Below are 20383 nucleotides of genomic sequence, written 5' to 3'. Positions count from 1 at the left end.
CGTGACCACTCGGCGGGCGTTCGGCGGGGTGTTGTGACCACTGGGGCCGCTGGCGCTCTCGCGCCCACCGGCCCGGGAACGACGAAGGGCCCCGGCAACGCCGGGGCCCTTCGCGTGTGCGGTGGTACTAGTTGCGCGAGCTGCTCGCGATGATGGCGAGGATGCGCAGGATCTCGAGGTACAGCCAGACGAGCGTCACGATGAGGCCGAACGCCGCGGTCCAGGCGTAGATGCGGGGTGCGCCACGCTCGACACCGGTCTTGATCTGATCGAAGTCGAGGATCAGCGAGTACGCCGCCATGACGACCACGAAGACGCCGATGAGCACACCGAGCGGGATGCCGAAGAGCGTCACGCCCATCAGGCCGAACGCGCTCTGCGTCACGCCGGTCCACATCAGGACCAGGTTGACGAGGGAGAACGCCATGTACCCGACCATGGCGATCAGGAAGAAGCGCGTGGCCTTCGGAGTCGCGCGGACCTTGCCCGAGCGGAACAGGAGCAGGGTGACGAAGAACACACCGAGCGTGCCGAACACCGCCTGCGCGACGATGCCGTCGGCTTCGGGGAACGCGGTCTGGAAGTAGTTCGAGATACCGCCGACGAACAGCCCCTCGAAGAACGCGTACGTCAGGATCAGACCCGGCGACGGCTTCTTCTTGAAGGTGTTGACGAGCGCCAGGACGAACCCGACGAGTGCGCCGACGACCCAGACGGCCGGGGGCAGGTTCCAACCGGCCACCGCGCCGACGACGAGCACGCCGAACGCGAGCAGCGTCTTGACGATGGTGTCTTCGTACGACATGCGGTCGGTGTCCACCGGGGACGCAGTCGGACGGTCATACATGTACTGCAGCTGCTCGGGGGTCATGCCGCCCTGGGCCTGCTGCGGGGTCTGTCCCCAGCCGGCCTGCTGCTGACCAGCACCGCGCCCGCCCCAGGTGTTTGCCCCCTGGGCGTTGAAGGCGGGGGACTGGTCGAAACCGGGCTTGAAGGCCATGGTGTCCTCTTCCTAGGAGATTCGAGTCCTCTCAGCCTAGGGGCGCTCGGTCGCGGAAGGCTGAGGATTCGCGGCGAGCGGACGCGGGCCCAGCGGGCTCCGTCGAGGGAAGCCTAGGGTCGCCCGCTGCACGCGCGCCCCGAGGACGTCGAGAGTCCGCCGTCGAGCCAGCCGAGCCCGTCAAGCCCGTCGAGCGCGCCCGTCCCGACGGCAGCGCCGGGTAGAGCCAGGTGACGAGCGCGACCGAGATCGTCATGAGCAGGAACCACGCCACGATCTTCGTCGGTGCCACCGGCTGCCACACCGCGAGCTGCGCCGGGTAGCTCCACGCCCCGGCCCAGGTCGCGACGTTCTCCGCCGCCCAGATGAACACCGCGACGAGGGCCATCGCCACGAGGACGGGCATCCGCAGCGTCGCCCGGTGGATCCGCACGTGCATGGTCGTGCGAGCGAAGAGCAGCAGGACGAGCGCGAGCAGCACGTACCGGGCGTCGGCGACGAAGTGGTGGCCGAAGAAGTTCAGGTAGATCCCGCCCGCCACGACCGCCAGCAGCCACTGCCGCGGGTACCGGTCGAACCGCAGGTCGAACAGCCGGTAGACCCGCACCATGTACGACCCGACGGCGCCGTACATGAACCCCGAGAACAGCGGCACCCCGGCGACGACGAACAGCCCACTCGACTCGTAGGTCCACGAGCCCATGTGGGTCTTGAACACCTCCATCGCGGTCCCGACGACGTGGAACAGCAGGACGACCCGGAGCTCCCGCACGGTCTCGAGCCCGAACACGAGCATCCCGACCTGCAGCAGCACGGCCGCGATCGTCAGGACGTCGTTCTGCATCGCCGCCGGCACGGTCAGGTGCACCACGGCCATGGTCGCGAGCAGCAGCGCCCCGAACGCGCACGCCCAGGCCTGCTTCGCGCCGAACACCAGGAACTCGGTGACGAACACCCGGACGGGCCGGTGCGGTTGATGCCCGGCGTCGAGCAGGCGGCGAGCGGCGCGGTCGATCCGGGCCTCGACGGCGGTGGAGAGCGAACGGACGGTCATGCGGTGATGGTCGGCGTCGTCGCTGGGAACGACGGGCCTCGGAGCGCCGGGTGTGTCCCGCGACACAGGTGCCCCGCTGGTCACCCACGGCAAGTAGGGTCGCGCCATGACCCTCGTGATCGCCCACCGCGGTGCGTCCGGCTACCGTCCCGAGCACTCGCGGAGCGCGTACGAGCTCGCGATCGAACTCGGCGCCGACGCGATCGAACCGGACCTGGTGCCCACGAAGGACGGCGTGCTGGTGCTCCGGCACGAGAACGAGGTCTCGGGCACCACGGACGTCGCCGACCACCCCGAGTTCCGGCACCTGCGCACGACGAAGACCGTCGACGGCCAGACCCTGACCGGCTGGTTCACCGAGGACTTCACGTGGGCCGAGCTGCAGACGCTCCGCACCCGCGAGCGCCTGCCGGTGCTGCGTCCGGGATCCGCCGAGCACGACGGTGCGCAACCGATCCTGCGGCTCGTCGACCTGCTCGCGATCCTCGACGCGGCGCCCCGCCCGGTCGGGCTCGTCGCCGAGGTGAAGCACGCCGCGTTCTTCGACCGCGCCGGGTTCCCGATGGGTGCACTCGTCGACGCCGCGCTCGGCGAGGCCGGGTGGCGGCAGGACGAGCGGCTCACGGTGGAGAGCTTCGAGAAGGGCGTGCTGCGGGACCTGCGCGAGCGGGGGACCGGTGGTCGGCTCGTGTACCTCCAGGAGGCCCGTGGCAGCGCCGCGGACGAGGTCGCGTCCCACGGATCGCTCGCCCCCACCTACGCCGCTGAGCGTTCCGAGGACGCGCTCGCGTCGTTCGCGACCGAGTTCCACGGCATCAGTGTCGACCTCGGCACCCTGATGGCCGGCGTCGACAGCGTCGCACTCGACGACCCGACGCCGGTGCGCAGTGCGATCGTCGACCGCGCCCACGCCGCCGGACTCGCGGTGTACACGTGGACCCTCCGGCCGGAGAACCGGTTCCTGCCGTCGCCGTTGCGTCGTGGCGGCGACGTCGCGGCGTTCGGCGACTGGGAGCGGTGGTTCACGTCCGTGATCCGCACCGGACTCGACGGGGTGTTCGCCGACCACCCCGACCTGGCGGTGCGTGCCCGGTCAGTCCTCGAGCGCCTCGAGCGGGATGCCGGTTGACCGGAGGACCTCGGTGGCCTCCTCGCGTGCGGACGTGGCAGCGGCGCGGAGCCCGGCCAGGTCCTCGGGCCGGTAGAACCACGAGCTCCGGTCGCCGGGCGAGACCGTCCGTTGCGCGTCCGTCAGGTCGGCGTCGTGTTCGCCCTTCCGGAGGTCGGCACGCGCACGGTCGAGCACCTGCAGGACTGCCGAGGCACGGATGACCTCGGCCGCGGGCAGGTCCCCGGGCGCGAGACGGGCGACCCGAGGGTCGATCGGTGTCACCGGGAGGGCGTGCACCGGTGGCTGTCGGCGCCGCCGTCGATCGACGAGGACCGCGACGGCGGACGAGACGACGAGGAACACCACGACGGCGACGAGGAGCCGGGCACTCCTCGGGAACGTCGACGCAGCGAGGGCCCCGAGTACGGCCAGGCACAGCCCAGCGGCGACCAGGCCGACCGACAGCGGGACCAGGCACCCCGCCGTGTCCTGTCGAGACCGCTGAGCACGGGCCCGACGGTGACTCTCGATGATCGCGGCGGGGTCGTCACGCCCGTCCGGAGGCAGGATGCAGAGGACGTCCTGGGTGGTGGGGACCGCGGCCGACATCGCAGGGAGCACGAAGACGTCAGGTCGGTCCGGTGTGATCGCCACGGTGCCATCCTGCCGCACGAGGTCGCTGTCGGGGGTCTCGCCTAGAATGTCCCGAACATGACGATCGTGCTCGACCCCTTCGAATCGACGCCCGAGCCGGGCGCCGGTGCCCGCGCGTACGAAGACCCGTTCACCGCGGGTCTGAACCCCCAGCAGAAGGAAGCCGTCGAGTACCGCGGCGAGTCCCTGCTGATCGTTGCCGGCGCCGGTTCCGGCAAGACGAGCGTGCTCACCCGCCGCATCGCGCTGCTGCTCGCCAACCGCGAAGCGTGGCCGTCGCAGATCCTGGCGATCACGTTCACCAACAAGGCCGCCGCCGAGATGCGCGAGCGCGTCCGGGCCCTGGTCGGTGGCGAGGCCGAGGGGATGTGGATCTCCACGTTCCACTCGGCGTGCGTGCGCATCCTGCGGCGCGAAGCCGAGCGGTTCGGGTTCCCGCAGTCGTTCACGATCTACGACTCCGCCGACTCCAAGGCGCTGCTGAAGCGGATCATCAAGGAGCTCGAGGCCGACTCCCTCGGGCTGACCGTCGGCGCCGCGGCGTCGAAGATCTCGAAGCTCAAGAACGAGCTGCAGGACATCGACACCTACGCGCGCAACATCAACGTGAACGACCCGCAAGAGGTCATGTTCACCGAGGTGTTCCGGCGCTACACGAACGAACTCCGCCGGGCGAACGCGTTCGACTTCGACGACCTCATCGGGCAGACGGTGTTCCTGTTCCGGGCCTTCCCCGACGTCGCCGCCCTGTACCAGCGCCGCTTCCGGTACATCCTGGTCGACGAGTACCAGGACACGAACCACGCCCAGTACGCCCTGATCCGCGAGCTCACCCGCCCGGTGCCGGTCGAACAGGTCGACAAGCTCGAGGACTCCGGCCAGCACGTCGCCCGGATGCGCGAGACCGACGGCTCGATCGCTCCCGCGTCCCTGACGGTGGTCGGCGACTCCGACCAGTCCATCTACGCGTTCCGCGGGGCGGACATCCGCAACATCGTCGAGTTCGAGCGGGACTTCCCGAACTCCAAGACGATCCTGCTCGAGCAGAACTACCGCTCGACGCAGAACATCCTCGACGCGGCGAACGCCGTCATCGCGAACAACTTCGACCGCCAGGCGAAGAGCCTGTTCACCGACGTCGGCGCCGGCGAGAAGATCGTCGGCTTCACCGGGTACACCGGCCACGACGAGGCGCAGTTCGTCGCCGACGAGATCCAGCGCCTGCGTGAAGACGGCATGGACTACCGCGACATGGCGGTGTTCTACCGGACCAACTCGCAGACCCGTGCGCTGGAGGAGATCTTCATCCGTGCGGCGATCCCGTACCGGGTGCTCGGCGGCACGAAGTTCTACGAGCGTGCCGAGATCAAGGACGCCATGGCGTACCTGATCACGGTCGCCAACCCGGCCGACCCGATGGCGCTGCGCCGCATCCTCAACGTGCCCAAGCGCGGCATCGGCTCGGTCACCGAGACCACGCTGCAGCGCTACGCCGACGAGCACGAGACCACGATGCGCGACGCCCTGCGGCACGCGGGGGAGCTCGGGTTCGGGCCGAAGGTGCGGAACGCCATCATCGAGTTCGCCGCGCTGCTCGACGCCGTGTCCGAGAAGGCCCCGACACAGCCGGTGGTCGACACCCTGACGCAGCTGCTCGACGGTTCCGGGCTGCTCGACAACCTGCGGAAGTCGCCCGACGCGCAGGACGCCGCCCGTGCCGACAACATCGACGAGCTCGTGGCCGTGACGCGTGAGTTCCAGAAGAACAACCCCGAGGGCACGCTGTCGGACTTCCTGACCGAGGTCTCGCTGGTCGCCGCGGCGGACGAGCTCGACGACTCGTCGGGCACGGTGTCGCTCATGACGCTGCACACCGCGAAGGGCTTGGAGTACGACGCGGTGTTCCTGACCGGCGTCGAGGAAGACCTGCTCCCGCACCGGATGTCCGCCAACGAACCCGGCGGTCCGTCGGAAGAGCGCCGGCTGTTCTACGTGGGCATCACCCGCGCCAAGAAGGTCCTGTTCCTCTCCCTCGCGATGACCCGTGCCCAGTTCGGCGACGTGAACGTGGCGATGCCCTCGCGCTTCCTGCAGGAGATCCCCGAGGGGCTCATCGAGTGGAAACAGTCCCCGGGCATGGCGAACAGCCGCGGTGGCACGCAGCCCCGTGCCCTGAACGCCAAGCGCGACGGCGGCTTCGGCGGCGGTGGCGGCGGCGGCGGTGGCTACCGCGGTGGTGGTGGCTGGGGCGGCGGCTCGTACGACCGCGCAGCGGCTGCCTCGAAGACCCGTCCGAAGACCGAGTGGGCGAACCGGGTGTCCGGGCAGGTGCGCGACAACGGCGACATGGAACTCGTCGCCGGCGACCGCATCAAGCACGTCGACTTCGGCGAGGGCACGGTGTCCGCGGTGACGGGGCAGGGCGCCAAGCGCATCGCCGAGATCGCGTTCGACTCCGCGGGCCGCAAGAAGCTCCTCATCAAGATCGCCCCGATCGAGAAGCTGTAGGAGCCCTCACCGGTCCACACCGAACCGGCAGTCGCGGCCGGTCTGGAGTTCACGGAACGGACCCGGGGCGTTCCCCCGCGATCCGTACGGTGCGGTGCTGTGCAGAACAGCCCTGACGACCGCGACGACGCCCACGACCACGCCGGAGAGCGCAGCAAGCGCATCCCGGTCTCCCGCCGGGGCTTCCTGGTCGGGTCCGGACTCGCCGGTGCCGCCGGTCTCGTGGCGTCGAACGGCTTCGGCAGCGCCCCGGCCGTCGCCGATTCGCTGACCGCGGCACCCGCCGTGGCTCCGGCAGCGCTCGGCGGATCGGCCGCGGCCGCGCAGGCAGCCGTGGTGCGCGGCCACACCGGACGGTGGCACCCGGACACGACCTCGCCGCGCTTCACCGTCGCGGTGATGCCGGACACGCAGTACATGTTCGACGGCGCCGCGGTCGACCAGGCACCGATGCGCGCCTCGCTCGAGTACGTCGTCCGCGAGCAGGCCCGGCACAACACGGTGTTCCTCGTGCACCTCGGCGACCTGACCCAGAACGGTGCGGCGTCCGAGATGCGCGCGTCCGGTGCGGTCTTCGACGTGCTCGACCGAGCCGGGGCGCCCTACAGCGTGCTCGCCGGCAACCACGACGTCGACTCCTCGACCGACGACCAGCGCGGCCGGACCCCGTACCTCGACGTGTTCGGTCCGCAGCGGTTCCGGAAGGCCCCTGGCTGGATCGGTTCGAGCCCCGACGGCTACAACACCGCCCACCGGTTCACCGCGGCCGGCCGCGAGTGGGTCGTCCTGGCACTCGACTGGCGGACGAGCGCGAGCGGGCTCGCCTGGGCCAGCTCCGTGCTCGCGGCCCGGCCGCACGCCCCGGTCATCCTCACGACGCACGCCCTCGTCGACTCGGACGCCAGCGGTGGAGCGGCGTTCGACCCCTACGGCCAGCAGCTCTGGGACTCCTTCATCTCGAAGCACGACCAGGTGTTCCTGACGCTCAACGGGCACTACTGGGGTCCGGGCCGCACCACGGCGAAGAACGCCGTGGGACACGACGTCGCCCTGCACCTGACCAACTACCAGAACCGCTACTACGGCGGAGCGGCCATGATCCGGCTGTACCACGTCGACCTCGAGCGGAACGTCATCGACGTCGAGACGCTGTCGCCCTTCCTGCTCGCCGGCGGACTCGGCGACGCGAACGAGCTCGCAGCCCAGGAGACCGCGCTCAGCGGCGACGTCGACCGCTTCACCATGGCGGTGGACTTCGACGCGCGCTTCGCGGGGTTCGCGCCGGTCGCACCACGGGCCTCCCGGCCGGCGGCACGCATGCTGGTGCCGGGGACGCTGGCGTACTGGCGGTTCGACGGCAACCCGGACGGGGCGGCGCTCGCGCCGACGACGCGGGTGCGCGACCAGAGCGGCAAGGGCAACGACCTGGTGGTCGCCCGGCGGACCGGTGCCGTCGCAGGGGCGCTGCGCTGGACGGCGGCGCACCACCCCGACCAGCCGGGCGCCGGCAGCCTCGCGCTGCAGGGCGGCAAGACCGGCGGCGACCACCTGCAGACCGTCGACACGGCACCGCTCAACCGGACCCACTTCCCCCGGGGCTACACGGTCGAGGCGTTCTTCGTGCTGCCGACCACGTTCGACCCGAGTGCGAACGGGTTCAGCGCCCTGCTGTCGCAGTACTCGAGCGCCGGCCAGGTGGGGAAGGCGACCGGAGCCGACGGTGACCCGGACGAACCCGCGATGACGCTGAGCCTGTCGGGGGACCGCGAACTGCAGTGGTGCGTGTACCCGACGAGCCAGGACGGATCGCTGACGAACTGGGGGCACGAGTTGCCGCTCGGCGCCTGGTGGCACGTGGCCGTGGTGAACGACGGGACGCACACCGTGCTGTACGTCGACGGGTGCCCGGTCGTGCGCAACCCGTCCACCCCGAACCGCGGTCTCAGCACGATCGGGAAGCCGTGGCTGCTCGGTGGGTACCGCTACGGCGACAAGCTCGACAACGTGTTCGTCGGGTCGATCGGCGACGTGCGCATCGTCGGCCGGGCCCTGCAGCCGAGCGAGTTCATGAACGCCTGACGTCCGGCGGCGGACGCCTGGCCCGTGCGGTGGGTGGGGGCTCGGGCTGCCCGGCAGACGTGCGTCTGACACGCCCGGCCGTTCGGCGCGCCCCTCGTTCGGGTGGCACGATGACGGTTAGTGAGGTTAGCCTTACCTAACGTGACACCTCCCATCGAACTCCTGACCACCGCCACCGCCGAGCGCTACCGCTCCGCCGTGACGTCCACGGTGGACCGTCTGGCCGACCGCTTCGCCGCCGCCGACCGTCCGACGACCGACACCGCTCCCGAGGTCCTCCGGGCCCGGGTGCAGGACGTCGACCTCGACGCCGAACCCCTCGGGACGGACCGCGCGCTCGCCGAACTCGACGAGCTGTTCGTCCGCGAGGCCGTCTGGTTCCACGACCCGGCGTACCTCGCGCACCTGAACTGCCCGGTCGCGCTGCCCGCGGTCGCCGCCGAGTCGGTCCTGGCCGCCGTGAACCCGTCGGTCGACACCTGGGACCAGTCCCGCATCGGCACCGAGATCGAGCGGCACGTCGTCGCCTGGCTCGCCGGTCGGATCGGGTTCGCCGCGGGGGACGGCATCTTCACCTCGGGCGGCTCGCAGTCGAACCTGCAGGCCCTGCTGCTGGCGCGCGAGGCCCTCGGCAGCAGCGGCACCGTGTTCACGACCGCGGAGACCCACTTCAGCATCGCGAAGTCGGCACGGCTGCTCGGGCTGGAGGCCGTGGTCGCCGTCGCCACCGACCACGCCGGCCGGATGGTGCCCGCCGCCCTCGCCGAGGCGATCGCCGCCGCCCGCGCAGCCGGGCAGACGCCGATGGCCGTCGTCGCCACCGCCGGCACCACCGACCGCGGGGTCATCGACCCGCTCGAGCCGATCGCGGACGTCTGTGATCTGGAGGGAGTGTGGCTGCACGTCGACGCCGCGTACGGCTGCGGTCTGCTCGTGTCCCCGACCCGGCGGCACCTGCTCGACGGCGTCGAACGGGCCCGGAGCGTGACCGCCGACCTGCACAAGTCGTTCTTCCAGCCGGTGTCGTCGAGCGCCCTGCTCGTGCAGCGCCCGGAGGACCTGCGGCGCACCGCCTGGTACGCCGACTACCTGAACCCGGAGGACGCCGCCGAGCCGAACCAGGTCGACAAGTCGCTGCAGACCACCCGCCGGTTCGACGCCCTGAAGCTCTGGGCCACGCTGCGGGCGACCGGTGCCGATGCGATCGGTGCGGCGTTCGACGCCGTCATCGACCTCGCCGCGGCCACCCACCGGATCGTCGAGGAGCACCCCGACCTGGTGCTCGTCGCGCCGACGCAGCTCAGCACGGTGCTGTTCCGCTGGCAGCCCGCCGGCATGACGGACGAGGCCGCCGACGCACTGGTCGCCCCGATCCGCTCGGCCCTGCTCGCCGAGGGCCGGGTGCTCATCGCCAAGACGGTCATCGACGGCCGGCCGTGCAACAAGCTCACGCTGCTCAACCCCGAGACGACGCCGGAGCAGATGCGCGCGTCGCTGGAGCACGTCGTCGCGACGGCCGCGCGCGTCCGAGCCGCCACCACCGAGACCGAGGGAGCGAACCGATGACCGCCGACCGCACCGCCGCCGACCGCACCCGCGCCACCGCCGATCCCGCCGTGCACGACGTCGTCGGCATCGGCATCGGCCCGTTCAACCTCGGCCTCGCCTGCCTGACGGACCCGATCGCCGACCTCGACGCGGTGTTCCTCGACGCCGCCGACGGCTTCGCCTGGCACCACGGCATGATGCTCGACGACGCCACGATCCAGGTACCGTTCCTCGCCGACCTGGTGACGATGGCCGACCCGACCTCGCCGTTCTCGTTCCTCGCGTGGCTCAAGGAGACCGGGCGCCTGTACCCGTTCTACATCCGCGAGGACTTCCACCCCCTGCGCAGCGAGTACGACGCCTACTGCCGCTGGGCCGCCGACCGGCTCGACACCCTGCGGTGGGGCCGCCGGGTGACGGCCGTCGAGCACGACCCGGTCACCGACACGTTCACGGTGCACGCCGAGACCGATCAGGGTCCCGAGACGTACCGCGCACACCACGTCGTCGTGGGCATCGGCACCGAGCCGTCCGTCCCCGCCCCGCTGCGCGGGATCGGCGGACCGGCGGTCCACTCCGCCGAGTTCCTGCCGAACCGCGATGCCCTGCGCGACGCCGGGTCGATCACCGTCGTCGGCAGCGGGCAGTCCGCCGCCGAGGTCTACCGCGAACTGCTCGAGGACATCCGGCAAGACGGCTACCGCCTCGACTGGATCACGCGGTCGCCCCGGTTCTTCCCGATGGAGGACACCAAGCTCACCCTCGAGATGACGAGCCCGGAGTACACGGACCACTTCCACGGGCTGCCCGAAGCCGTCCGCGACCGCCTGGGGCGGGAGCAGCGCGGCCTGTACAAGGGCATCAGCGCCGACCTGGTCGACGACCTGTACGACCAGCTCTACCGGATCAGTGCGCGCGGCCCCGTCCCGACGACGCTCCGGACCGAGACGAGCGTCGTCGACGCCGCCTGGCTCGCCGACCGCGGCACCTACCGGCTGACGCTCCGCCACGAGCAGCTCGACCAGACGTACGAGCACGAGGTCGAGCAGCTGGTGCTGGCCACCGGGTACACCCCGCGGGTCCCGCGGTTCCTCGACCCGGTCGAGCACCTCGTCGCCCGCGACTCCCGCGGTCGCCTGGCCGTCGCCCGCGACCACCACGTCGACACCCTGGGCGGACGCATCTGGGTGCAGAACGCCGAGGAGCACACGCACGGCCTGACCGCGCCCGACCTCGGCATGGGTGCGTGGCGGAACGCGTCGATCATCCGGTCCGTCACGGGTCGCCCCGTGTACGGCCTGGAGGCCCGGATCGCCTTCCAGGAGTTCGGCCTGCCCGCCTCGGGGCCGTCAACAGCAGCGCCGTCCACCGCCCACCCCGGCGCGGCGGAGCGCGCGCCGGCCCGGCCCGCGACCGAGCGCGCGGAGGTCTCCGCATGAGCACGACCGTGACCACCACGGAGCCGGACGCGACCGCGCCTGGGGGAGCCGAGCCGGGCCTCCTGACCGTCGAACCCGTGGACCCGGAACGCGACGCCGCCGTCGTGCAGTCGTGGCTCGCCCACCCGGCGTCGTCGTGGTGGGAGATGGGCGACCTCGACGTGGACCGCGTGCGCGCCTACCTGGCCGGCGTGCAGGCGGACCCCGCGCAGGCAGCGTGGCTCGGCCGCCGGAACGGTGAACCGTGCTTCCTGGCGGAGACCTACGACCCCTCCGCCGTCCTGCTCGTCGACGTGTGGGCGGCCGAACCCGGCGACGTCGGCATGCACCTGCTCGTCGCGCCTGTGCCCGCTGACCGTCGTGTGCACGGCCTGACCAGCGCGGTGATGCGTGCCGTCGTCGAGCACTGCCGGGACGCCCTCGGCGCGCGCCGGGTCGTCGTCGAACCGGACGTGCGGAACGCCGCCGTGCAGGCGAAGAACGCCGAGGTCGGGTTCCGCGCCCTGCGACAGGTGGACGTCGACGGCAAGCGGGCCCTGCTGTCGGTGCTCGACACCGATCGCATCGGCGTTCCCGATGACGACGGGCCGGCCGCGCACCTGCGGCCCGAGCATCTGGAGCCCGCCGAACGGCACCTCGTCGCGAAGGCGATCGCGGAGTTCACCCACGAACGGCTGATCGCTCCCGTGCCGGACGGGGACGGGTGGCGGCTCGAGGCGGGGGAGTCGACCTACCGGTTCCGGGCGCGGCAGCACGTGCTCGAGCACTGGTCGATGGACGAGGCCTCGCTGACGCGGACCCGTGCGGGGGCGCCGGCGCCGCTCAGCGCGCAGGAGCTCGTGCTCGAACTGCACGAGGTGCTCGGGATCCCCGACGAGTTGCTCGGCACGTACCTGGAGGAGATCGCGTCGACGCTGGCGAGTGCGGCGGCGAAGCACCGGCGGGGCGGACCGTCGGCTGGGCAGCTGGCGCGGGGGCGGGGCGGGGCCGGGTCCGCCGGGTCGGCCGAGGCGTCCAGATCGTCCGGTTCGTCCGGTTCCGTCGAGGACGTCGTCGCGTCGTTCCAGGACGTCGAGGCGGCGATGACCGAGGGGCATCCGGCGTTCGTCGCCGCCAACGGCCGGATCGGGTTCGGGCTCGACGAGTACCGGGCGTTCGCGCCCGAGTCCGGCGGCCGGTTCCGGTACCGGTGGCTCGCCGCCCGACGCGAGCACACGCACCTGGCGCTCGCCGCGGACCGGACCGAACAGGCGCACTGGGAGTCCGAGCTGTCGGCGGCGGTCGTGGCCGGGTTCCGTGCCACGCTGGAGCGTCGCGGGCTCGACCCCGACGACTACGTCTGGCTGCCCGTGCACCCGTGGCAGTGGCAGCACCGGATCGCCGTGACCTTCGCACCCGACCTGGGCCGACAGGACCTGGTCGACCTGGGCGAGGGACCCGACGAGTACCAGCCGCAGCAGTCCATCCGCACCGCGTTCAACCGCACCGAGCCGGCACGCTCGTACGTGAAGACGGCGCTCGCCGTGCAGAACATGGGGTTCCTGCGGGGGATGTCGCCCGCCTACATGCGGAACACCCCGGCCGTGAACGACTGGGTCGAGTCGATCGTCTCCGCCGACCCCACGCTCGCCACCGCCGGGTTCTCGGTGCTCCGGGAGCACGCCGCCATCGGCTACACGGGCGACGCCTACCACCGGGTCGACGTGTCCTCGCCGCAGCGCAAGATGCTCGCGGCGCTGTGGCGGGAGAGCCCGCTGCCGCGGGTGGCGGACGGCGAGCGACTGCTGACGATGGCTGCGCTGCTGCACCGCGACGCCTCGGGGAACGCCGTGGTCTCGGCGCTGATCGAGGCATCCGGTCTGCCCGCCGACGTCTGGGTCCGGCGCTGGCTCGACGCCTACCTGCTGCCCGTCGTGCACTGCCTGACCGTGCACGACCTGGTGTTCATGCCGCACGGCGAGAACCTGGTGCTCGTCGTGCGCGACGGCGTCGTGGTCCGCGCCGTGATGAAGGACATCGGCGAGGAGGCCGCGGTGCTCGGCCGACACGATGACCGCCCGGTACCCGCCGACATCGACCGGATCGTGCACCCCGTGTCCGATGACGAGGCCGCGCTCGCGGTGTTCACCGACGTGTTCGACGGGGTGCTCCGGTTCGTCGCCGCGATCCTCGACGACGACGCGGTGCTGCCGGAGTCCCGCTTCTGGCAGGTCGTGGGGGAGTGCATCGACGCCCACGCCGCCGCGCACCCGGACCGCCGTCGTCCCCTGGACCTGCGGGTGCCGACGTTCGAGCACTCGTGCCTGAACCGGTTGCAGCTGCGGAACACCCTGTCGATGGTGGACCTGGCGGACCAGTCGGCGTCGCTCATCCGGGCGGGGGCGATGGCGAACCCGATCGGGCGGTAGGGAGCGCGGGCTCGGCGGCCGGGGACAGTGGCGCTCGGTGCGAGCCTGATCACTCAGTGCAGCGCAACGAGCGCGCACGGAGTGGTCAATCTCGCACCAACCGAAGCCGCGCCGACTACGGCTGGAGGCGTGTGGCCGTCCAGGCGCCCTCGGCGAGTGCGTACTGCAGTCGTCGGTGCATCCGGTCACGGCTGCCGTGCCAGAACTCCACGATGTCGGGCTCGAGCCGCCAGGCAACCCATCGTGCAGGTCGCGGGACGTCCTCGCCGGAGTCGTCGAGCAGGTCGTTCGCGTCGTCGATCAGGTCCTGCAGGGTGCGGGGCTCGAGCACGGCGGACTGATCGGCGATGGCCGTCGCGGCGCGTGACTTCGGGGAGCGGTCCGCGAACAGGGCGTCGGACTCGGCGTCCGACAGCCGGACGACGTGGCCCTCGAACCGGAGCTGCTGCATCGTCTCGCGCCAGTACGCCTGCAGGGCTGCATGCGGGTTCTCGGCGAGCTGCCGGCCCTTCGGGCTGTCCTCTGACGTCCCGAAGACCAGTCCGTTCGTCTCAATCCGCTTCACGTCGACGGTGCGAGCAGACACGCGGCCGTCGGCACCGGCCGTGGCGAGGGTCATCGAGAGCGGCTCGGAGACCTGTCGGTCCTTCGCCGCGGACAGCCACTCGCGAGCGAGGTCGAGCGGAGACGCTGGCGGGTTGTCGAACTCGGGCAGGTGCAGGGAGTCGTCACCGGAGAGCGGGGCAGAGGACATGTACCCACCCAACCGTGCGCGGGGGCTCGGTGTTCAGGGAGTCACGGACGGTCGTCGCCGGCACCCGGTCAGGCGTCGGGGAACTTCGCTTCGACGAACGCGCGTTGCGCCTGCACGGTGCCGAGGTGTTCGTCGGCCGGGGCGAACACGTCGACGAGGTCCTTGAACCGGGGACGACGACCGCGGCGGAGTCGGTACGCCCGCATGCCACCGCCCTGCTGTCGCGCCATCCCACTCGGCCACACGTCGACGCGGGCCCCCTGCACGCCCAGGAGCCAGCCCTCGTCGTCGAGCGCCTCGCGCACCAGGCTCAGTGCCTCGAAGGCGTCGTACGCCGTGGCCGCGTGCTCTGCGCCCAGCAGCAACACGGTCACGGTGTAGCGCACCTGATGGTCGGGGTTCGTCAGGTCCATCTCGATGATCACGGTCGCCGGCGCGCTCGTGCCGTTCCGGTGAGCGGTTCGTTCGTAGGTCGTCATGTCACGCACCGAGCCGCAGCGCATTGAAGAACGGGACGCCCGGGTGGGCGATCGCGCCTCCCGGACCGATGGTCATCAGGGTTCCCGACTCGGACACCGTGGCGTTCCGCGGAGTCGCCGAGAAGACGCCCGGTCCGAACCCGGGGAACCTGACGCGGGATGCGATCTCGTCGAACGTCGCAACCCGGTCGAGTTCCAAGCCGTAGCCGACGTGACGGTGCCCGAGCGAGTCGGTGTACTCGACGCGGCGGAAGGTCCACGCTCGTTCTGCCCGGCCCAGAGACGGCGAGACGGCTTCGGCCAACCGCGCGAGCTGTCGGCAGACGGCAACGCGCTCGGCGAGGGGACCAGCGGGGACCGAGTTGAGGAGTTCGTGGGCGAACGGGATGTCAATGACGGCAGGCGGGTGCTCCTGGTCACCGAAGGCCGTCGTGGTGATCTCCGTCGGGAGATCGGCGTGCCGCGCGAACGGGCGGTACGGCGGAAGCGGTGCTGCTCGGAGGTTGCCGTCGCCGTCGCGCCAGTCGCTCGTCAGGTCGAGCGGCACGTCGGCTTCCCCGACGACGCGGAGCGAGCGCTCGTCCTGTCCCCAGTAGGTGTCGCAGGCGACGCAGCGGAAGTACGAGGTCCGCTGCTGGTGGCTGACGCCGATCGACGTCTCGACTCTGCCGTGCCGCGCCACTGCAGCGGTGCAGACCGAACATCCTGGCTCGATCGCCGTCGGATCCGCGCTCGTCATCGTCATCTGTTGATCACCGCTCGGTTGAACGGGAGTCCGGTGGGCGCCGTGACGCCCGGTCCGATCGCGAGGAGGGTGCCCGCCGAGTCCGATTGATGGGCGGTCGGACTGGGCGGGCGATGGTCCCCGGCCTCCTCGGGCAACGCGGCTCGATCGCTGAGTAGCTGCAGGCTCGGCTTCCCGCGGAGTACGGCCCCGTACCCGACGTGGAGGTGGCCGAGCTCGTCCTCAGCCTCAGCCATCGTGCTGTCCGTGGAGGAGTGCGCGGGCGGCATTCCGCCAGGCACGTGGAACGGCGTCAACGGAATCGACGATGGTGATCTCCGGGTGCGGTCGGTCTCCGAGTGCCCGGAGGATCTTCATGCGACGCCGGGCGGGATCCGGGGCGATCACCAGGTGCAGTCGCGGCCCGGTGGCGTTGAAGGTGAACAGTTTCCATGCGGTGTGCGGGACGGACACTCCGAGGACCACTTCGGCCCAGATGCCGCTGGATGCTGACATCCGCCTGGCGTGTGCTGCTCGCGACTGGATCGGCAGGAGACCCCGCCGCGCTCGGGGGCGTTCGGCGACCGGCAATCCCTCCCAGTGATCGGCGGCCACGTCGACGAACACGATCGCGCGACCGCTGCGCTCGTCCTCGATCAGCGACTGACGACTCACCCGCCGTGAGCCGGTGCCGACAGCCGGCGGGCGGTCCCCGGCGATGGAGTACGCGAACTCGACGACGACGCCACGGTCGTACGGCATCGTGGCGGGCCGGCCGCGGTCGTCGATCGCCAGGTGCAGGTCATCGGGTACGGGGACAGCAGCGATGCGCACGCTCACCACCCTACGAGCATGTTCGTGGCGCTGAGGCGCTGCGCAAGGGCATCAGGCATCCGGCAGGACGACGAGTGCAAAACGCGCCCGCTCACTCGCGAACCCACCGGGGAAGTCCCGGACCAGTGTCGTTCCGTCGTCGAGACGTTCTGCCGCCATGCCGTCGGGAAGTCGGAGGTCTTGCAGAGTGGAGCGGCCCCGCATGAGGATGGTCCCGGAGTGTTCCACCGCCTTCGAGAAGCGCTGGTTCGGAGCACGAGTCGAGAGCCGACCGCCCTCCCGTTGGATTGATCGAACGATGTACGGCAGGCGTCCCCATCCGGCCTCGGCGGGGTGCTCAGCGGGGACGTCGCGACCGTTCCACGTGGGGGTGGCAGCGAGCGCAGGACCGAGACGGATCAGTGCGCGAAAGGCTGTGTCTCGGTCGTCGTTCACGAGCGTATCTCCGTTGACCGCCATCCGCAGATCGACCGAGTACCGGTAGTCACCCGCTCGTCCTCCGTCTCGAAGTCGAGCGATCGGCGTCCCAGGACCGCCCGGGCGTTCGACGAGTTCAATCCCTTCGCCGAAGGACCAGTCCTTCTCGAGGTCAGCGATCGAACACGGCCTTCCGACGGCGGTGAATCGTCTGTCAACGAGGAGTTCATTGCCTCGCTGACGGAATGGCCCGCGATGCTCGGCGATCGTGAAGGAGCGGTCTTCGAGCCAGTTCATGAAGGTGAGCAGACGACCGTACTCCGGCCAGAGCGGGTCCGGGGACGTCATCGTGCGGAGACGACCATCGGGTTCCGGCTCCGGCCGCGCCCGCCAAGACCTCGATGTCGGCAGCAGGGACCTGCCCGCCCTCGTGAGCCCCGTCCTCATCGGCCTGGCAGGTGGCGTGTTCGACAGGAAGCTCGTCGATCCAGGCACTGCTGACCGTGCGCGTGATCGGCACTCGCCTGAGAACGGAGCGCATCGTTCGCGGCCGCGGCAAGGGCCTCGTAACGGGGGCCGTCGGAACCGTGCCCAGAGATCACCGCCGGGAGCCGCCGCTCGGACGGAAGACCGATGCAATCCGTCCGGCGAAGCCGAGGCTCTTCTCCCATCGCTGAGTGAAGGCTCGCTGCTCGGCAAGGCTCACGGTCTCCGAGACGGGTTGCAAGACGTCGACCATGCTGTCGCTTCGAGCTGAGTGGCCGAGTCGCACGCAGTATGCCTAGCGCCCTCCGCCGCCTCGTCATCGTCCTCGTACGTTGGGCGGCACTGGGGGCGAGCGGCGCGACACCGACCGCCAAGCGCTGCTCGGCCACGATCGCCAGGTGCTCGGTCGCCGGTGCGAACACGTCGACCAGGTCCTCCGAACGGGGAGTGCGTCCTCGCCGGAGCCGGTAAGCGCGAAGCCCGCCGCCTTGGTCCCTCGCCATGCCGCTCGGCCAGACGTCTCCTCGCGCACCTTCGACGCCCAGCAGCCAGCCGTCTCGTTCGAGCTCCAACCGCACCGCCGACAAGGCATCGAAAGCGTCGTCCTCAATGGCCACATGCTCGACACCGTCGACGAGGACGGTCACGGCGTAGCGGGGCCGCCCGCCCGCGCCGGACGGTTCAGCGTCCACGGTGATCGCGGCCGGCGTCGTCTCGCCCCTGCGGTGGGCAGTGCGCTCGTACGCGGTCACCCGGGCGGCATCCCGATGTCTGTGCTCGCCGGTGATGGGCGTCCGAATACCGGATGAGCGGGAAGACAACGCGAACCAAAGAGAACCACGTCGCGCCACCGCCCGGGGGGCTTCGGGCCCGAGGACGCCGTGCTGGAAGCCTCCGTCAGCGGTCGGCATCTTCGAATGTGAAATCCACGCGGTTGAACGCCGACTGTGTCGGCGCCGCGATACCCGGCCCGATGGAGCGGAGGTACCCGCTTGGATCGGTGATGCTCTCCGTGGGCGACGGTGGCAGGCCGGGATCCGTGCGCTCCGGGAGTACCGCCCTGGTCTGGAGCGCTTCGATGGTGGTCGCGAGGTTGAGAACTGTGCCGTAGCCAACATGAAGATGGCCAAGTTCGTCCATGTACTCGGCTCTTCGGAACGTGTGGGTGCTGCCGGTTCGCAGGTCGACTTCCGGATCGAGAGCATCCAGGGTGAGCGCGAGCGCTCGCAACAAGCCCATTCGGGCACGAAAGCGCTCGGGGACATCCCGTGTATCGATGTTCTCGGCAAGAGGGATCACGAGCCGGTTCCCTTCGAAATGGCGATCGGGAACGGCATCGACCTCGACTACCTCGGGTAGCTCGTGGGGGAGATCGAACTCCAACGGCCAGCCTTCGGGCTGGTCGACCCCGCGCCCGAGCTCCCTTGCGTCTGGCATCGTGCGATCGCTCGGCACTTCTGCGGGACTGATCGGGTATATCGCATCGATGCTCGCCTTCCAATAGGAATCGCAGGCGATGCACCGGAAGTACCAGCACCGGGATGATTCGGAGAAGCCGAGCTGATCAAAAACGGTGGCGCGGCGCTGCCACGTCCAGAGGCAGGTCTCACAACCGTGGCGCGGAAACGGGTCAGGCAAAGGTCTGCACTGTCTCGGCGACTCCTTCTGGCGATATCTCCATGCCGATCGGTAGTGTCCGAGGATTGATAACCAGGCCGTGGCCCGGCGTCATACGGGTCATCAACTCCCGGCCGCTCAACACGATGAAGTACGGGGCTTCTGCAGCGAGCTCCTGGACCCGCGACGGGTCAGAGAAGACTGCGATCATCGGCACGCCTTCTCGATCGAAGATAATTGGCGCGAGTTCGTGCAATCCCTGTGCGGGGACCCCGGACGGCACGATCAGTGGAGCAACCCACACCGCCTCCGCCACCGATCGGCTGTCGACGCGGCCGGCTCTGCCATCGACGATCGCGCGCTCTACAGCGTTCGTGGGTGCTGTATCTTCCGGTGGCATTGCTGTTCCTCAGAATGTGTGGATGATGATTCGTTGGCCGTCGTCCATCAGCTTGAAGACTTGGTCACCGGGACGGACTGCACCGCCACCCTCGACGACGAATTCGTGGATCGGGTTGACCATGAATCCTCCGTCCATCGCAACGGCGGTCTTCCCGCCCTCCAGGAAGTGCGGGTTACTCCCGGCGTCGGCTCGGGTGGGGAGTCTTGGTTCAAGACCGTCCACTCGGAACCGAAGCCCGTACACCGGTTCGCCCGTTTCGGCGGCGCGCTGGACGCGAGGAGCGTATCCCGTTCGGACCATCGCATCGTACGGGCTGTGGATGTGCTCGAGGGCTTCCTTCTCTGACATGAAGAAGACCGGCAGTCCGGATGAACCCACCGTAGGCTCATTCGGCTCCAGGTAGTACTTTTCGGCAGCATTCTGATCGAAGTACGTGTGCCCGAATGCCACTTCACTTCGGTCTCCTTTGCCCCGTCGCAAGCCTGAGAGTACCTGGTCGATGACATCGCGACCGCGACCGACGGCGGCGTTCTTCACCCCACCGACCCACTGCGCTGCGCGACGTCCGCCATCAATGACCCGGCCTGCTGTCGAGGACAGGCTCGAGAGCTTCGCCGCTCCCTCAGCAAGACGCGCGGTTCGAGCTGCAGCGGCGACCGCGCCGCCGGCGGGGACGCAGTCGAGCAGGGAGAACGCGAGGTCCCACCCGTCGGCTTCACCCTTGCTCATCTTGTACAACGTGTCCGCCAACACCACCAGCGCGATCGCCGCGATGATCAACGTCCACGGCCCCGGGATGATCATCGCGATGATCCCACCCACCGCCACGACGACCTTCGCCACCGACACGATGGTCTCCCACGCCTCG

17 protein-coding genes are annotated in these 20383 nt (G+C 70.2%); 6 read left to right on the top strand and 11 right to left on the bottom strand.

All coding sequences use genetic code 11. The features are described from left to right. Positions 1-127 precede the first annotated feature (127 nt). Positions 128-1000, bottom strand: coding sequence for a Bax inhibitor-1/YccA family protein (locus tag DEJ05_RS00085; RefSeq protein WP_111109441.1), 873 nt, complete (start codon positions 998-1000; stop codon positions 128-130). A gap of 31 nt (positions 1001-1031) precedes the next feature. After that, positions 1032-2054: a DUF817 domain-containing protein gene (locus DEJ05_RS00080; protein WP_111109440.1), complete on the bottom strand. Its 1023-nt coding sequence runs from the start codon at positions 2052-2054 to the stop codon at positions 1032-1034. Positions 2055-2160: 106 nt separating this feature from the next. Between DEJ05_RS00080 and DEJ05_RS00075 the strand changes: the two genes are divergently transcribed. Then, positions 2161-3183: a glycerophosphodiester phosphodiesterase family protein gene (locus DEJ05_RS00075; RefSeq protein WP_111109439.1), complete on the top strand. Its 1023-nt coding sequence runs from the start codon at positions 2161-2163 to the stop codon at positions 3181-3183. Here the strand turns inward: DEJ05_RS00075 and DEJ05_RS00070 are convergent. After that, positions 3148-3819 (bottom strand): hypothetical protein, encoded by a 672-nt coding sequence (locus tag DEJ05_RS00070; protein WP_111109438.1) that lies wholly within the window; start codon positions 3817-3819, stop codon positions 3148-3150. The two genes, DEJ05_RS00075 and DEJ05_RS00070, sit on opposite strands and share 36 nt — an antisense overlap. A gap of 57 nt (positions 3820-3876) precedes the next feature. On the opposite strand from DEJ05_RS00070, the gene DEJ05_RS00065 reads away from it, so the two are divergent. From DEJ05_RS00065 to DEJ05_RS00045, 5 genes are all read left to right on the top strand, one after another. Beyond that, positions 3877-6327, top strand: coding sequence for an ATP-dependent helicase (locus DEJ05_RS00065; protein WP_111109437.1), 2451 nt, complete (start codon positions 3877-3879; stop codon positions 6325-6327). A 99-nt stretch (positions 6328-6426) separates the two neighbouring features. Continuing rightward, a complete protein-coding gene (locus tag DEJ05_RS00060) occupies positions 6427-8406 on the top strand; it encodes a LamG-like jellyroll fold domain-containing protein (protein ID WP_111109436.1) in 1980 nt (659 codons plus the stop codon). 141 nt (positions 8407-8547) lie between these two features. Next, the gene (locus tag DEJ05_RS00055; RefSeq protein ID WP_111109435.1) at positions 8548-9972 is read left to right on the top strand and encodes a pyridoxal-dependent decarboxylase; all 1425 of its coding nucleotides are present in this window, start codon (positions 8548-8550) and stop codon (positions 9970-9972) included. Then, positions 9969-11393 carry a lysine N(6)-hydroxylase/L-ornithine N(5)-oxygenase family protein gene (locus tag DEJ05_RS00050; protein WP_111109434.1) on the top strand — a complete coding sequence of 475 codons (1425 nt, stop codon included), beginning with the start codon at positions 9969-9971 and terminating at the stop codon, positions 11391-11393. Before DEJ05_RS00055 ends, DEJ05_RS00050 begins: the two co-directional genes overlap by 4 nt. Further along, a complete protein-coding gene (locus DEJ05_RS00045; RefSeq protein WP_111109433.1) occupies positions 11390-13801 on the top strand; it encodes a GNAT family N-acetyltransferase in 2412 nt (803 codons plus the stop codon). Before DEJ05_RS00050 ends, DEJ05_RS00045 begins: the two co-directional genes overlap by 4 nt. 115 nt (positions 13802-13916) lie before the next feature. Here the strand turns inward: DEJ05_RS00045 and DEJ05_RS00040 are convergent, their stop codons facing one another. The 8 genes from DEJ05_RS00040 to DEJ05_RS17750 form a co-directional block, all read right to left on the bottom strand. After that, positions 13917-14555 (bottom strand): pyridoxal 5'-phosphate synthase, encoded by a 639-nt coding sequence (locus tag DEJ05_RS00040; protein WP_111109432.1) that lies wholly within the window; start codon positions 14553-14555, stop codon positions 13917-13919. 68 nt (positions 14556-14623) lie between these two features. After that, positions 14624-15034 (bottom strand): hypothetical protein, encoded by a 411-nt coding sequence (locus DEJ05_RS00035; RefSeq protein ID WP_146244983.1) that lies wholly within the window; start codon positions 15032-15034, stop codon positions 14624-14626. A 1-nt stretch (position 15035) separates the two neighbouring features. Beyond that, entirely contained in the window at positions 15036-15779 is a 744-nt protein-coding gene (locus DEJ05_RS00030; RefSeq protein ID WP_146244982.1) for a hypothetical protein, read from the bottom strand. Between the two features lie 228 nt (positions 15780-16007). Next, positions 16008-16592, bottom strand: a complete 585-nt coding sequence (locus DEJ05_RS00020) for a hypothetical protein (protein WP_146244981.1) — start codon at positions 16590-16592, stop codon at positions 16008-16010. A 51-nt stretch (positions 16593-16643) separates the two neighbouring features. Then, positions 16644-17306 carry a hypothetical protein gene (locus DEJ05_RS17755; RefSeq protein ID WP_146244980.1) on the bottom strand — a complete coding sequence of 221 codons (663 nt, stop codon included), beginning with the start codon at positions 17304-17306 and terminating at the stop codon, positions 16644-16646. Between the two features lie 1086 nt (positions 17307-18392). Next, on the bottom strand, positions 18393-18878 hold the full coding sequence (locus tag DEJ05_RS00015; RefSeq protein WP_146244979.1) for a hypothetical protein: 486 nt from the start codon (positions 18876-18878) through the stop codon (positions 18393-18395). 247 nt (positions 18879-19125) lie between these two features. Continuing rightward, positions 19126-19512, bottom strand: coding sequence for an SseB family protein (locus DEJ05_RS00010; RefSeq protein ID WP_111109426.1), 387 nt, complete (start codon positions 19510-19512; stop codon positions 19126-19128). A 9-nt stretch (positions 19513-19521) separates the two neighbouring features. Further along, on the bottom strand, positions 19522-20383 hold an 862-nt coding region (locus tag DEJ05_RS17750), incomplete at its 5' end, for a hypothetical protein (protein ID WP_220036986.1).

The sequence above is a fragment of the Curtobacterium sp. MCLR17_045 genome (genome assembly GCF_003234405.1).
Classification (GTDB): Bacteria; Actinomycetota; Actinomycetes; order Actinomycetales; family Microbacteriaceae; genus Curtobacterium; species Curtobacterium flaccumfaciens.
The sequence above is the reverse complement of the archived record's forward strand: the minus strand, read 5'-3'. Positions and strand labels throughout refer to the sequence as shown.